Here is a 14,281-nt window from a genome sequence, read left to right as displayed (position 1 = left end):
GCATGCACTCAGCCACCGAGGGGCGGACCACCCGATGAGCGACGCGATCCTCGCCGAGGGGTTGGTCAAGCGCTACAAGAGCGTCACCGCCCTGGCCGGCATCGACCTGCGGGTCCCGACCGGGAGCGTGCTGGCCGTGCTCGGGCCGAACGGCGCCGGCAAGACCACCGCCGTCAAGATCCTCACCACGCTCATCGAGGCCGACGAGGGGCGCGCCGAGGTGGCCGGCATCGACGTCCGCACGGACCCGCGCGGGGTGCGCCGCCTGATCGGGGTCTCCGGCCAGTACGCCGCGGTCGACGAGTACCTGACCGGGTTCGAGAACCTCGACATGATCGGCCGGCTCTACCACCTCGGGCGCCGGGCCAGCGCGCAGCGGGCGCGTGAGCTGCTCGCCGACTTCCGCCTCGACGACGCCGGCGACCGGATGTCGAAGACCTACTCCGGCGGCATGCGGCGCCGCCTCGACCTGGCCGGCGCACTGGTCGCCCGGCCCCCGGTGCTCTTCCTGGACGAGCCCACCACCGGGCTGGACCCGCGCAGCCGAACCGACATGTGGGAGATCCTCCAGCGCCTGGTCGCCGAGGGCACCAGCCTGCTGCTCACCACGCAGTACCTGGAGGAGGCCGACCTGCTCGCGGACAACATCATCGTGATCGACCGGGGACGGATCATCGCCGAGGGCACCGCCGACGCGCTCAAGTCCCAGGTCGGCGGCGAGCGGCTCGAGATCACCGTCAGCAGCAGCACCGACGTGCCGGCGGCGGCCCGGGCGTTGACCCCCCTGGGCTCCGGGGAGGTCGTGGTCGACCAGCAACGCCGTTCGCTGCTGGTGCCGGTCACCGGCGGGGCCGCCGTGCTGGCCGACGCCCTGCGCCGGCTCGACGCCGAGACCATCGCGGTCGACGACGTCGGCCTGCGTCGCCCCACCCTGGACGACGTCTTCCTCTCCCTCACCGGCCACGCCACCGAGGACACCGAGCAGCCGCAGGAGACCCGATGAACCCCGCGTCCAGCCTGAGCGACGCCTACACGGTGGCGCGCCGCAACCTGATCAAGATCAAGCGGGTGCCCGACCTGCTGGTCTTCACGACCATGTCGCCGATCATGTTCATCCTGCTCTTCGCCTACGTCTTCGGCGGCGCGATCGACCCGGCCGGCGGCGGCGCCGGCTACCGCGAGTTCCTGATCGCCGGGATCTTCGCCCAGACCGTCGTCTTCGGCGCCACCATCACCGGCGCCGGGCTGGCCGAGGACGTGAAGAAGGGGATCATCGACCGCTTCCGGTCGCTGCCGATGTCGCCCTCCGCCGTGCTCGCGGGACGCACCCTCTCCGACGTGCTGAACAACGTGATCGTGCTGGTCGTGATGAGCCTGACCGGCCTGCTGGTCGGCTGGCGGATCCGCGGCAGCGCCCTCGACGCCCTGTGGGCCTACGTGCTCCTGCTGGTCTTCGCCTACGCGATCAGCTGGATCATGGCGTGGATCGGGATGCTGGTGCCCTCGCCCGAGGTGGTCAACAACGCCTCGTTCATCGTGATCTTCCCGCTCACCTTCGTGGCCAACACGTTCGTGCCGCTCTCGACCCTGCCCGGCCCGCTGCGGTTCTTCGCCGAGTGGAACCCGGTCTCCGCGGTGACCGCGGCCGCCCGCGACCTCTTCGGCAACGCCGATCCGTTGCCCGGCCCGGCCTCCACGGCCTGGTCGCTGCAGCACCCGGAGCTCTACACGCTGCTCTGGTCGGCCGTCATCCTGGTCATCTTCATCCCGGTCGCCACGGCGCAGTACCGGCGCGCGACCAGCCGCTGAGGCAGACTGCCGGAGCATGCGCTACGACCCGTTCGACGCGGACTTCCAGGCCGACCCCTACCCGGCGTACGCCTGGCTGCGTGAGCACGACCCGGTCCACCGCCACGTCGGCGACCAGGCGCCGCCGTTCTGGGTGCTCTCCCGGTTCGCCGACGTCTGGGACGCCGTACGACGCCCCGAGGACTTCTCCTCGGCCAGCGGGCTGACCTTCTACGCCGACGAGATCGCGCAGCTCGGCCTGGCGCCGACGATCGTGATGCTCGACCCGCCGGTGCAGACCCGGCTGCGCGGGCTGATCGGTCGCGGCTTCACACCCAAGCGGGTCGCCGACCTCGAGGGCGAGATCCGGGAGTTCGCCCGGCAGCGGATCGCGACGATGGAGCGAACCGTCGCCGACGGTGGCACCCCGGACCTGCACCGCGACTACGCGACCACGATCCCGACCTTCGTGCTGGCCCGACTGCTCGGGGTCACCGAGGCCGACCGGGGCCGGTTCGACCCCTGGGTCTCGGCGCTGACCCGGCTGCAGAACGAGGGCTTCGCCGCCGACGCCCTCTCCGGCGCGGAGGTGATCGGCGAGATGTTCGCGTTCTTCTCCGCACTGATCGACCAGCGCCGCGAGGAGCCGGCCGACGACCTGATCGGGGCGCTGGTCGCCGCCGAGCTGGACGGCGAACGGCTCAGCGACTGGGACATCCTCGGCTTCTGCTTCGTGATGGTCGCCGGCGGCAACGACACCACCGGCGCGCTGATCTCGCACGGCATCACCCTGCTCGACCAGCACCCCGACCAGCGCGCCCTGCTGCTCGACGACCCGACACTGATCGAGCGGGCGGTTCCGGAGTTCCTCCGGCTGGAGTCCTCGGTGCAGGGCCTGGCGCGGACCACCACCCGGGCAGTCCGGGTCGGCGACGTGGAGATTCCGGCCGGGGAGAAGGTGCTGATGCTCTACGGCGCCGCCAACCGGGACACCGACGAGTTCGGCCCGGACGCCGACGTGCTCGACGTACGGCGTGACATCGCGCGACACCTCGGCTTCGGCACCGGTCCGCACTTCTGCATCGGCAGCCACCTGGCCCGACTCCAGGCGCGGGTGGCCTTCGAGGAGCTGCTGGCCGCCCACCCGCAGGTGGGGGCGGACGTCGCCGCCGGCGTCCGGCACCCCTCGGCGTTCACCCGCGGCTGGGAGACCCTGCCCGCGACCGGAATCAGCGCCGCCCGCGGCTGATGATCAGCGCTCGTCGTCCGGGGACGTGATCTTGTCCAGCCGGGTCCGCAACGACGGCACCCGGTGCGCGTTGCCGTGCAGGTCGACGTACCGCTCGCCGAAGGCGGCCAGCAGCGCGTCGTCGAGCCGTCGTACGGCGCCCGGCGGGTAGCGGTAGTCCATCCGCTCGTTGATCGCGGCACCGTCGATCGGGCGCAGCACCTCGGCGAGCTCGTCCAGCGAGGTGATCCCCAGCTCCAGCAGCAGCCCGGAGATCCAGGCGTAGTGGTCGGTGCGCGACCAGCCGGCGTCGGCGTACTGCCCGGCCAGGAAGGCGGCCAGCTCACGCGGGCTGATCCGCGGGTCGTCGTCCTCGGGCTCCTGCCGGGCGCCGGTCATCCCGGCCTGGAGCCGGTCGCGGATCGTGGAGAACTCCCGGTCGGCCAGCTCGAGCAGCCCGGCGGCGAGCGTGAAGCGTCGATCGAAGTCGCGGGCGTGCTCGTCGGGGATGTCGCCCTTGTAGCGGATGTCGTGCTCGAACTCGGCCCATGCGTGCTGCAGCACCGTCCGGATCTGCACCTGGGCACGCCGGCCGCGGAGCATCTCGTAGGCCGGCTGGCTCTCCCGGGCGGCGTCCAGCGAGACCAGCAGGTGCCGGCTGGCGTAGCCGAAGCGGCCCTCGCTGGCGGTCTCCTGCCCCATGTCCCGGTCGTCGAGGACGGCGACCTGGTCGTCGAGCAGCTCGGCCACCGCGGCGACGTCGCTGTGCACGTAGGTGATCACCCGGATCCCGATCTGGTCGGTGATCTCGCGCAGCGGGTCCTTGAAGACCGGCACGCCGTCGACCGTGCGGGACGCCTTCGCGGCGAACGACGCGACCGTCTTGGCCCGGCCGGTGACGCTCAGGTAGTTGATGCCCGCGTCGTCGAGGATCGTGGTGACCAGGGCGACGAACTGCTCGGCCTGCTCGGCCAGCCGGGCGTGCTGGGCGGCGTACTCACGGACCGCGGAGCGGGCCGGGTCCTCGCGGACGGGGCGTTCCCGGGGCGTGGGCGTGTGGTCGGCGGGCAGCGTGGGCGTCACGATGTAGCCGGTCTCGACGTCGCCGTACGTCGTGGTGTGCTCGGGCTCACGGACCGAGAAGAGCGCGACGTAGGCGCAGACGACGGCGTCGACCTGGTCCTCCACCACCCGGAGCTCGCTCTTGCGGGCGGCCGTCTCGACCTGGCCGACCAGCGCCTGCCAGGTCTCGCCCGCCACGTGCAGCGGGGTCTCGGCCTCGGCCAGGCCCTCCAGCAGTCCGATCAGCACCAGCAGCGCGCCGCGGAGCTGCTCGAGGCTGCGGCCGGTCTTGTTCTTGTACTTGAGCGTCCGGCCGAGCCGGAAGAGCGCCACGCTCGCCGCGTGCGGGTAGACCTCGATCACCCGGCGCGGTCGGCGCGAGCGCGGGTTCATGTCGAGGCCGAGCCGGGAGCTGAGCCGGGCGCCGCGGGGGCTCTCGCTGAACTCCCGCTTCCCGGTGTTGACCGGGTGGGCACCGGCGTCGAACCGGGCGAAGTCGCGGTTCAGGGCGGCCTCGGCCGGACGGTTGCCGGTGGGGTTGCGGACGATCAGGGGGGCGTCGACGGCCACCACGCAGTTCTCGGCGACGTACGGCGCGAGCGTCTCGGCGATCTCGACGTCGGTGACGGCCGAGGAGAGGTGCTGCAGCCGGCCCTCGAGGTCGAGCACCGCCAGGCCGGTGGGCTTGCGCTCACCCCAGGCGAGGTCGATGCCGACGAAGTACATGGGGTGCAGCCTGCCGTATCCGCCCAGCCGGTGCGTCGGTAGGTTCGAGGACGACACCGCGCGAGCGGGACGAGAGGGCGGCACCGATGAGGGCACGGATCGAGGAGCTCGACTGGTGCGACTCGCCGATCGGGGTGATCAGCCTGCGCCGCCGCCACGACTCGCTGCTGGGCCTCGACGTCTACGAGGTCAAGATCGACGACGAGTTCCTGATGTCCAGCTACTTCAACGCCTCAGAGATCGCGCTCGCCACCCTCGGGCTGGCCGCCCATCCCGGCGAGCGGCTCTCGGTCCTGGTCGGCGGGCTGGGCCTGGCCTACACCGCCCGCGCCGTGCTGGCCGACCCGCGGGTGGAGGCGCTGACCGTGATCGAGGCGGTCGCCCCCGTCATCGACTGGCAGCGGCGCAACCTGCTGCCGGACACGGCCGGCCTGGCCGCCGACCCGCGTTGCTCGCTGGTGCACGACAGCTTCTTCGCGCTGGTCGCCGAGGGCCGGGCCGCCCGGGAGTACGACGCCGTGCTGGTCGACATCGACCACACGCCGCGCAACGTGCTGCACCCCAGCCACGCCGACTTCTACACCCCCGAGGGCCTGGCCCGGCTGGGCCCGCTGCTGACGCCCGAAGGCGTCTTCGGGCTGTGGTCCGACGACCCGCCGGACGCGGAGTTCGAGGCGGTGCTGGCCGAGGTCTTCACGCACACCGAGTCGCACGTCGTCTCGTTCGACAACCCGGTCACCGGCGGCGAGTCGGCCTGCACCATCTACGTCGGGCGCGAGATCCGCAGGACCTGAGGCCGCACGCGGCTGGACCGGCGTGACGCCGGCCGGCCGGATTCGTTGAGGGAGCATGCGCCTGCCCACCGGACTGCTCTCGCTCGCCCTCGTGCTCGCCGCCCTGACGGTGCCCACCTCGGCCACGGTCGCGACCGGAGCCGCCCCCGCACCCCGCTCGAGCGGCGCATGGGCGACGACCGACGACTCCGACCCCGACGACCCCGACGACACGGCCGAACCCATCATGCACCGGCCCTCGCGCCCGCTGCGGGTCAAGGTGCTCTCCAACCGCGCCGACCTGATCTCGGCCGGGGACGCGTTGGTGGAGGTGGTGCTGCCGCGGAAGGTGAAGGCGCGCGAGGTCCGGGTCCGGGTCGGCCAGCGGGACGTGACCCACCGGTTCAAGGTGCGGGCCGACGGTCGTTACCTCGGTCTGGTGAAGGGGATGCGGCTGGGCCGCAACGTCGTACGCGCCACGGCCGGGAAGCACGCGAGCCGGATCGTGATCACCAACCACCGCAACGGCGGCCCGGTCTTCACCGGCCCCCAGCTCGGCAACTACCACTGCCAGGAGTCCGCGCGGGACAAGCTCTGCAACGAGCCGGCCCGCTACTCCTACCTCTACAAGTCGCGGAACCCGCTGCGCCCCGACCTGCAGCCCTACGACCCCGAGAACCCGCCCTCGGACCTGGCGACCACGACCACCCAGCAGGGCGACACCGTGCCGTTCATCGTGCGGCGCGAGGACGGATACCAGGACCGGGACCGCTACTCGATCCTGACGCTCTTCACCCCCGGGCAGAAGTGGCGTCCCTGGGCTCCGCAGAAGACGTGGAACCACAAGGTGCTGATCACCCACGGCGGCAACTGCGGGGCGTCGTACACCCCGGGCAAGCCCCCGCTGCAGGACTACTCCGGCACGCTGGACGGCGCGCCCGGCTACGCGAGCAGCTACATCGACGCGCTGGGCGCCGGCTTCGCCGTCCTGTCCACGGCGCTGGCGCACACCGGCCACAACTGCAACGTCGCCATGGAGGCGGAGTCGCTGATGATGGCCAAGGAGCGCCTCGTCGAGCGGTACGGCGAATTGCGCTACACGATCGGCACCGGCTGTTCGGGCGGCTCGATCGCCCAGCACACGATCGCGAACGCCTACCCCGGCATCTACCAGGGCCTGGTCACCACCTGCTCCTACCCCGACACGCTGACCGCGGGCGCGCAGTTCGCCGACTACCACCTGATGCGGCTCTACTTCGAGAACCCGTCGCGCTGGGCGCCGGGCGTGGTGTGGACGCCCACGCAGATGGCGGCGGTCGAGGGGCACGTCAGCCACGCCAACGCGATCACCTCCGACGAGCTGCTCTTCAAGGCCGCGCTCAACCCGGAGCACGCCTGCTCCGGGACCAAGACCCCGGTGGCCGGCGACCGGTCCACCCGCTACGACTCCGAGATCAACCCCGGCGGCGTGCGCTGCTCGGTCCTCGACATCATGGTCAACCTGCTGGGCCCCCGCCCGAAGTCGGTGTGGACGAAGCAGGAGAAGGCCGCCGGGCGCGGCTTCTCCGGCATCCCGTTGTCGAACACCGGCATTCAGTACGGCCTCGGTGCGCTGCGACTGGGCCAGATCACGCCGGCGCAGTTCGTCGACCTGAACGAGAAGCTGGGCGGGCTGGACGTCGACTCCCAGTTCCAGGCGGACCGGATGACCGGCGACCAGCGCGCGATCAAGCGGGTCTACCGGACCGGGCTGATCAACGAGACCACCCACTTCGACGAGGTCGCGATCATCAACCACGGCGGCCCGGACCCGGGCGCCGCGCACGACTTCTCGCACGCGTTCTGGACCAAGGAGCGGATGCTGGCCGACCAGGGCCACACCGGCAACCGGGTGATGTGGTTCGGTGTCGCCCCGCTGATCGGCGACCCGCGCTGGGCCGCCGAGGCGATGTTCGCGATGGACCGCTGGCTGAGCGCGGTCGAGAAGGACCGCTCGAAGAAGCCGCTGGCCGAGAAGGTCGTCAGCAACCGGCCCGCCGACATCAACGACCGGTGCGCCAACGTGCCCGGCCTGGAGATGGTGCCCGGCCCCGACGGACGGCCGGCCTGCCAGATGGCGCCGGTGGAGACCGCCGAGACCCGGTACTCCACCCCGCGCCAGGTCGCCGGTGGTCCGGCCGCCAACGACAACGTCGCCTGCCGGCTGCGTCCGCTGGACCGTGCCGACTACGAGCCGCTGGGCGTCTTCTTCACCGCCGACCAGTGGACCCGGCTGGAGAAGGTCTTCACCGACGGCGTCTGCGACTGGGACCGGGCCGGCCGCGGACAGGGTCCGGCCGAGACCTGGCTGCGCTACGACGGGAAGCACCGCAAGCACGCGTACGGCGGCCGCAACCTGCCCGCCGTACCGAAGCGCTCCGCGGGCGGCTGGTTCAGCCCGACGTTCGCGGAGATGCTGCGCCGCTGAGGCCGCTCGGGGCTGAGGGTTGCCGGCTCAGGTCAGCAGGTCGCGGGTGATCTCGTCGATCGTGGCCACACCGGACAGAGCCATGGTGAGGTCGAGCTCGGCCCAGACGTGCTCGAGCACCGCCTCGACACCGTCGGCGCCGGCCAGCGCGAGGCCGTAGACCCAGGGCCGGCCGACCAGCACGGCCCGGGCGCCGAGCGCGAGCGCCTTGAACGCGTCGGCCCCGCTGCGGATGCCGGAGTCGAAGAGCACCGGCACCCGGCCGTCGACCTCGGCGACGATCGCGGGGAGCGCGTCGAGCGAGGCGATCGCGCCGTCGACCTGTCGGCCGCCGTGGTTGGAGACGATGATCCCGTCCACGCCGTGCTCGATCGCCAAGGCCGCGTCGCGGGGGTCCTGGATGCCCTTGAGCACGATCGGCAGTTCGGTCCGCGCACGCAGGTAGTCGAGGTCCGCCCAGGTCAGCGAGGAGCGGGAGAAGACGTCGAGGAAGGTGTCGACGGCCGCGCGCGGCAGCGGCGAGCGCAGGTTGTCCCGCAGGCTGCCGGGGTAGTGCCGGGCCATCGAGACCAGCGCCTTGACCGCGGACAGGGTGGGCCGCGGGGTGGGCTCTGGGGGCGCACCGGCCGCGACCCGGGCCTCGACGAGACGACGGAAGGCCGGGTCGGAGGTGTACTGCGCGATGCCCTGGCCGCGGGCGAACGGCAGGTGGGCGACGTCGAGGTCGTGGGTGCGCCAGCCCAGGACATGGGTGTCCAGGGTGACCACGAGCGCCTCCGCGCCGATCGCCTCGGCCCGCGCGATGAAGGAGTCGACGACGCTGTCGTCCTTGCTCCAGTAGAGCTGGTACCACTTCGGGGAGTCGCCCAGCGCGGCCGCGGTCTCCTCCATCGGCACCGAACCCTGGGTGGAGATCACCATCGGCAGGCCCAGCGTGCTGGCCGCGGCCGCGACGGCGCGCTCGGCCTCCGGGTGGGCCATCTCGAGGACCCCGATCGGGGCGAGCAGCAGGGGCGCGGGGATCCGGCGGCCGAACAGCTCGATGGACTGGTCGCGCTCCTCGACGTCGACCAGCATCCGGGGCACGATCCGGTGCTTGTCGAACGCGGCGAGATTGGCGGCCACGGTCTGCTGCTGGCCGGCGCCGCCGGCGACGTACGACCACGCCTCGGGGCTCATCCGGCGTTCGGCCGCAGCCTCGAGGGCGGTGGGCTCGACGGGGACGACGGGGCGGTGGCCGAAGACGCCGCGGCGGTAGATGCGGCTCTGCACCTCGCGGCCCTTCGATGTGAGAGCGCGCACGGCGCGGGCGGGGAGATCGGTCGAGGTCACCCAGTGATTGTCCTCCCTGCGCGCTCCCGGCCTACGGTGGAGCCCCGCTTTCCGGCCGAACGCCCCTCGGGGAGGCGCGGGCCACCGCCGTACCTCCTGGGAGATCCGCATGTCGTCGATGACCACGCCCCCGCCCGCCGGCGCTCCCGGAGGAACCCTGACGCCGCCGCCGGAGCCGTCGGTGATGCAGGCGCTGCGGTCGCCGAAGCTGCTGCGCACCGAGATCCTGGCCGGTCTGGTCGTGGCGCTGGCGCTGATCCCGGAGGCGATCTCGTTCTCGATCATCGCGGGCGTCGACCCGCGGGTCGGCCTCTTCGCGTCGTTCACGATGGCCGTCTCGATCGCCTTCCTGGGTGGGCGGCCGGCGATGATCTCGGCGGCGACGGGCGCGATCGCGCTGGTGATCGCCCCGGTGATGCGCGAGTACGGCCTGGACTACCTGATCGCCACGGTGCTGCTCGGCGGTGTGCTGCAGATCCTGCTCGCGCTGGCCGGGGTGGCGAAGCTGATGCGCTTCATCCCACGCTCGGTGATGGTGGGCTTCGTCAACGCGCTGGCGATCCTGATCTTCCTGGCGCAGCTGCCGCACCTGATCGGCGTGCCGGCGCTGGTCTACCCGATGGTGGCCGCGGGCCTGCTGATGATCGTGCTGCTGCCCCGGGTGACCCAGGTCGTCCCGTCGCCGCTGGTCGCGATCGTGGTGCTGACCACGATCGCCGTGGTGATGTCGCTGCACCTGCCGGACGTGGGCGAGGAGGGCGAGCTGCCCGACAGCCTGCCGTCGCTGTTCTTCCCCGACGTGCCGTGGACCCTCGAGACGCTGAAGATCATCGCGCCGTACGCGCTGGCGATGGCGCTGGTCGGGCTGCTGGAGTCGCTGCTGACCGCGAAGCTGGTCGACGACATCACCGACACCCACTCCGAGAAGACCCGTGAGGCCTGGGGCCAGGGTGCCGCGAACGTGATCACCGGCTTCTTCGGCGGCATGGGTGGCTGCGCGATGATCGGCCAGACGATGATCAACGTGAAGGTCTCGGGTGCCCGCACCCGGATCTCGACGTTCCTCGCCGGTGTCTTCCTGCTGATCCTGGTGGTCGGCTTCGGGGACGTGGTGGCGATCATCCCGATGGCCGCCCTGGTCGCGGTGATGATCATGGTCGCCGTCGGCACGTTCGACTGGCACAGCGTCCAGCCCTCGACGCTGCGCCGGATGCCGAAGAGCGAGACCACGGTCATGCTCGCCACCGTCGTGGTCACCGTGGTGACCGAGAACCTCGCCATCGGTGTCGCGATCGGGGTGATCGTCGCGATGACCCTCTTCGCCCGCCGGGTGGCGCACCTCGCGGAGGTGCAGCGCGAGATCGTGGAGGCCGAGGACGGCAGCGTGAGCGCGGTCTACACGGTCTACGGCGAGCTGTTCTTCGCCTCGAGCAACGACCTCTACACCCAGTTCGAGTACGCCGCCGACCCCGAGCAGGTCACGATCGACCTGACCAGCTCGCACGTCTGGGACGCCTCGACGGTGGCGGCGCTGGACGCGATCGAGACCAAGTACCACCGCAAGGGCAAGCAGGTCACGATCGTCGGCCTGAACGTCGCCAGCACCACGCTGCACGGTCGGCTGACGGGTCAGCTGCCCGGGCACTGAGTCCGCTCACGGAGGAACCATGCTTCGCCGTACCGCACCTGTGGTCGTGGTCGCGACCGTCCTGCTGGGCATGGGGGGGTGCTCCTCCGACTCCGATTCCTCGGGGGGCGAGGGTCCTGCGTCGCTGGGTCACGTGCACGGCGTCGGGGTCGACCCGGCCGACGGTGCCTTGCACATCGCCTCGCACGGTGGGGTCTTCCGGGTGTCCGACGACGGGACGCTGACGCTGATCGCCGACCGCCGCCAGGACACGATGGGGTTCACCGTGATCGGCCCCGGTCACTTCCTCGGCAGCGGTCACCCCGATCCCGACGAGGACCTGCCGGGCAGTCTCGGTCTGCTCGAGTCGACGGACGGTGCAGAGACCTGGGACTCCCTGTCGCTGATGGGCGAGGCCGACTTCCATGCCCTGGAGGGGGTCGGTGACCGGGTCTACGGCTACGACTCCCACTCCGGCAGCCTGATGACGACCACGGACCGAGTGACCTGGCAGACGATCAGTCGGCAGCCGGTCTTCGACCTCGCCGCCGACCCGGCCGAGCCGGACACGGTCTACGCCACCACCGGCCAGGGCGAGCTGGTGGTGTCGGTGGACGGCGCCGAGCTCGAGCCGGTCGGGGGTGCGCCCGTGCTGACATCCATCGACTGGCAGGCCGACGGTCCGCTGGTCGGGGTGGGCGTCGACGGCACGGTGATGGTCAGCGACGACACGCGTTCGTGGCGCGAGGTCGGCCGGCTCGGCGGACCGGCCGTCGCGCTGGAGGTCGTGGCAGGGAGTTGGTACGCCGCCACCCAGTCCGGCGTCCACACCTCGACCGACGACGGCGCGACCTGGAGTCTCCTCGTCCCCGCCGACCACAACTGAGGGTCAAACTCGATCGTCGGCGCCGCGCAGGTCCCGGCGACGCCAGCCCAGCAGGGCCAGTGTCAGGAGCCCGACCAGGCCGAGGGCGACGGCCAGGCCGCCGAGCAGCCCGAAGGCGGACAGCAGCCACAGGTACCAGCCGCCGGCGGCGAGCGTCGCCCCCAGGAGCACGATCGCCAGCCCCTTCACCACCGGGTGGGTGTGCCCCCCGCGCGCGGTCAGATCAGTCGTACTCATGCCGGGAGTGTGGCAGTACGGAGGGCTGGTGTCGGGGTTTAGCACCCCGCATCATGTGGAGAGTGACCGACCTCCAGTCCTGGGTGGCCCCGACGTACCGCGGGCTCGCGGATCTCCTCGACGCCAGCAACGCCGCGGCGTGGGACTCCCCTTCCCTGTGCGAGAGGTGGCTGGTGCGCCATGTGGTGGCGCACGTGACGATGCCCGCGCGGATGACGCACGAGCAGTTCGGAGCCGAGATGGCGGCGGTCGGGGGTGACTTCACGACGATGTCCGACTCCGTGGCCTTCCGGGACGCTGCGCTGCCCGACGAGTACCTCCTCGACCAGCTCCGGTCGCCGACTCTGCACGCGTGGCAGCCGCCGGGCGGTGGTGCGGCCGGTGCCGTGAGCCACGCCGTCATCCACTCGCTGGACGTGACGATCGCGCTCGACCGACCCGCCGTCGCGCCTCGCGAGTCGATCGCTGCCGTGCTCGAGCAGCTCACTGCCGCCGGAGGAAGCGTGTTCGGCATCGACCTGACCGAGGTTCGACTCGAGGCCACGGACAGCGACTGGGCCTGGGGCGACGGGCGCCCGGTGCGCGCCGACGCCGGTCAGCTGGTGGCGCTCCTGAGCGGCCGCACCCTGCCCGACGGCCGGACCCTTCACCGCAGCTGACGTCCCCGTGCGGGGGCATCATGGAGGGCGTGCAACAGGCCCGTCAACGACTCGAGCACGCCCGCGCCGAAGCGCTCGGGCGGCTGGCGAACCTGACCGGCGACTACGACGCCGTGGTCGCGGCCTCGCGGGACACCAACGCCGACGACGAGCACGACCCGGAAGGCGCGACGATCGCGTTCGAGCGTTCCCAGATCGGGGCGTTGGTCCGGGACACGCGCGCCCAGTTGGCGGAGATCGACGCGGCGGTGCGGCGGCTCGACGACTCGACGTACGGAGTGTGCGAGCGGTGCCGTGGTGAGATCGGCGAGGGCAGGCTGGAGGCCCGGCCGATGGCGCGCACCTGCATCGGGTGCGCCTCGGCACGGTGACGGCAGCCGGGTGGTTGGCGTCGCACCTCTCGGGTAGACAGGGGGGACGCCCGTCAACCCATCCAGGAGGACACATGAGCCGCATCGTCATCATCGGAGGCCACGGCAAGATCGCACGCAAGGCGACCCCGGGGATCATCGAGGACGGGCACGAGGTGTCGTCGGTGATCCGGGACCCCGACCAGTCCGCGTCGATCACGAAGCTGGGCGCTAACCCCGTGGTCGCGGACGTGGCGCGGCTGCAGGAGCACGAGCTCGAGGACCTGCTCCGCGGTCACGACATCGTCGTCTGGGCGGCCGGGGCCGGCGGTGGGGGTGACGCCGAGAAGACCTATGCGGTGGATCGCGACGCCGCGATCCGGTCGATGGACGCGGCCGCGAAGGCCGGCGTCGAGCGCTACGTGATGATCTCCTACTTCGGTGCCGCTCCCGATCACGGTGTGCCCGCGGACGACCCGTTCTTCGCGTACGCCGAGGCCAAGGCCGCAGCCGACCTGCATCTGGAGAGCTCGGCGTTGAAGTGGACGATCCTGCAGCCGAGCGCCCTGACCGAAGGACCCGCCACCGGCCACATCGACAGCCGTGCCGACTCCGCCGGGGAGACGTCACGGGGGAACGTCGCCGCGGTGATCCGGGCGGTCGTCTCGGCCGAGTCCGCGGCTGTCGCCGGACTGGCCGTCCGGTTCAACGACGGCGACACACCCATCGACGAGGCGCTCCGCCAGGCCCGCTGAGGTCGGAGTGCTGCACCGCCCGGACGTGCCGCTGCCCCGCCGGTCGTGGATCGGCGGGGTGGGGGGGCGGTCAGGGTCTGCCGGACGGCAGGGGCTCGGGTGGATGGGCCGGCGGTGGTCGCCGTTCTCGGCTGACATCGGCCGTGCCGGTGGGGTCGCGGAGGTAGGTGTAGCCGTGCGGGCTGGCCCACAGGAACGAGCCGGGATCGAGGCGGGTGTAGCGCCAGCGGCCGTGGGTCTTCAGCCGGTGGTGACGCCTGCACAACGGGGCGATGTTGTCGGAGGCTGTGCTTCCGCCGGCGTTGTAGGGCTGGATGTGGTCGCTGTCGCAGCCCCGGGCCGACCGGGTGCACCACGGGAACACGCAGGTCGGGTTGAGCAGAACGGACTG

Annotated in this window: 14 protein-coding genes; 10 read left to right on the top strand and 4 right to left on the bottom strand. The window is 71.7% G+C overall.

The features are described from left to right. Positions 1 to 34: 34 nt before the first annotated feature. The 3 genes from ABZE72_RS11385 to ABZE72_RS11375 are packed head-to-tail and all read left to right on the top strand — an operon-like array spanning position 35 to position 3,037. Positions 35 to 1,003 carry an ATP-binding cassette domain-containing protein gene (locus ABZE72_RS11385; RefSeq protein ID WP_372729147.1) on the top strand — a complete coding sequence of 323 codons (969 nt, stop codon included), beginning with the start codon at positions 35 to 37 and terminating at the stop codon, positions 1,001 to 1,003. After that, complete coding sequence (locus ABZE72_RS11380; RefSeq protein ID WP_372729145.1) at positions 1,000 to 1,809, top strand: ABC transporter permease; 810 nt, start codon at positions 1,000 to 1,002, stop codon at positions 1,807 to 1,809. The genes ABZE72_RS11385 and ABZE72_RS11380 overlap by 4 nt, the downstream gene beginning before the upstream one ends. 16 nt (positions 1,810 to 1,825) lie before the next feature. After that, positions 1,826 to 3,037, top strand: a complete 1,212-nt coding sequence (locus tag ABZE72_RS11375) for a cytochrome P450 (RefSeq protein WP_372729144.1) — start codon at positions 1,826 to 1,828, stop codon at positions 3,035 to 3,037. Between the two features lie 3 nt (positions 3,038 to 3,040). Here ABZE72_RS11375 and ABZE72_RS11370 read toward each other — a convergent pair whose 3' ends face one another. Beyond that, positions 3,041 to 4,804, bottom strand: coding sequence for a DUF429 domain-containing protein (locus tag ABZE72_RS11370; protein WP_372729143.1), 1,764 nt, complete (start codon positions 4,802 to 4,804; stop codon positions 3,041 to 3,043). Between the two features lie 86 nt (positions 4,805 to 4,890). Here ABZE72_RS11370 and ABZE72_RS11365 point away from each other — a divergent pair, with 86 nt between their 5' ends. Both ABZE72_RS11365 and ABZE72_RS11360 read left to right on the top strand, forming a co-directional pair. Further along, positions 4,891 to 5,598, top strand: coding sequence for a spermidine synthase (locus ABZE72_RS11365; RefSeq protein WP_372729142.1), 708 nt, complete (start codon positions 4,891 to 4,893; stop codon positions 5,596 to 5,598). Positions 5,599 to 5,653: 55 nt separating this feature from the next. After that, positions 5,654 to 8,044, top strand: a complete 2,391-nt coding sequence (locus ABZE72_RS11360; RefSeq protein WP_372729141.1) for a DUF6351 family protein — start codon at positions 5,654 to 5,656, stop codon at positions 8,042 to 8,044. Between the two features lie 27 nt (positions 8,045 to 8,071). Here the strand turns inward: ABZE72_RS11360 and ABZE72_RS11355 are convergent, their stop codons facing one another. Then, on the bottom strand, positions 8,072 to 9,376 hold the full coding sequence (locus ABZE72_RS11355) for an alpha-hydroxy-acid oxidizing protein (RefSeq protein ID WP_372729140.1): 1,305 nt from the start codon (positions 9,374 to 9,376) through the stop codon (positions 8,072 to 8,074). A 184-nt stretch (positions 9,377 to 9,560) separates the two neighbouring features. On the opposite strand from ABZE72_RS11355, the gene ABZE72_RS11350 reads away from it, so the two are divergent. Both ABZE72_RS11350 and ABZE72_RS11345 read left to right on the top strand, forming a co-directional pair. Continuing rightward, entirely contained in the window at positions 9,561 to 11,024 is a 1,464-nt protein-coding gene (locus tag ABZE72_RS11350) for a SulP family inorganic anion transporter (protein ID WP_372729146.1), read from the top strand. A gap of 19 nt (positions 11,025 to 11,043) precedes the next feature. Beyond that, complete coding sequence (locus ABZE72_RS11345) at positions 11,044 to 11,889, top strand: F510_1955 family glycosylhydrolase (RefSeq protein WP_372729139.1); 846 nt, start codon at positions 11,044 to 11,046, stop codon at positions 11,887 to 11,889. A 3-nt stretch (positions 11,890 to 11,892) separates the two neighbouring features. Here ABZE72_RS11345 and ABZE72_RS11340 read toward each other — a convergent pair whose 3' ends face one another. Next, positions 11,893 to 12,126 carry a hypothetical protein gene (locus ABZE72_RS11340; RefSeq protein ID WP_372729138.1) on the bottom strand — a complete coding sequence of 78 codons (234 nt, stop codon included), beginning with the start codon at positions 12,124 to 12,126 and terminating at the stop codon, positions 11,893 to 11,895. 62 nt (positions 12,127 to 12,188) lie between these two features. Between ABZE72_RS11340 and ABZE72_RS11335 the strand changes: the two genes are divergently transcribed. The 3 genes from ABZE72_RS11335 to ABZE72_RS11325 all read left to right on the top strand — a co-directional run bounded on the left by ABZE72_RS11335 (position 12,189) and on the right by ABZE72_RS11325 (position 13,890). Then, complete coding sequence (locus ABZE72_RS11335; RefSeq protein WP_372729137.1) at positions 12,189 to 12,785, top strand: maleylpyruvate isomerase family mycothiol-dependent enzyme; 597 nt, start codon at positions 12,189 to 12,191, stop codon at positions 12,783 to 12,785. Between the two features lie 20 nt (positions 12,786 to 12,805). Beyond that, positions 12,806 to 13,156 carry a TraR/DksA family transcriptional regulator gene (locus ABZE72_RS11330; RefSeq protein WP_372729136.1) on the top strand — a complete coding sequence of 117 codons (351 nt, stop codon included), beginning with the start codon at positions 12,806 to 12,808 and terminating at the stop codon, positions 13,154 to 13,156. A gap of 74 nt (positions 13,157 to 13,230) precedes the next feature. After that, a complete protein-coding gene (locus tag ABZE72_RS11325; RefSeq protein ID WP_372729135.1) occupies positions 13,231 to 13,890 on the top strand; it encodes an NAD(P)-dependent oxidoreductase in 660 nt (219 codons plus the stop codon). A gap of 70 nt (positions 13,891 to 13,960) precedes the next feature. On the opposite strand, the gene ABZE72_RS11320 is transcribed toward ABZE72_RS11325, so the two are convergent. After that, positions 13,961 to 14,281, bottom strand: a 321-nt coding sequence (locus tag ABZE72_RS11320) for an HNH endonuclease signature motif containing protein (RefSeq protein WP_372729134.1), incomplete at its 5' end; no start/stop codon positions are given.

The sequence above is a fragment of the Nocardioides sp. genome (genome assembly GCF_041600255.1).
GTDB lineage: Bacteria > Actinomycetota > Actinomycetes > Propionibacteriales > Nocardioidaceae > Nocardioides.
The sequence above is the reverse complement of the archived record's forward strand: the minus strand, read 5'-3'. Positions and strand labels throughout refer to the sequence as shown.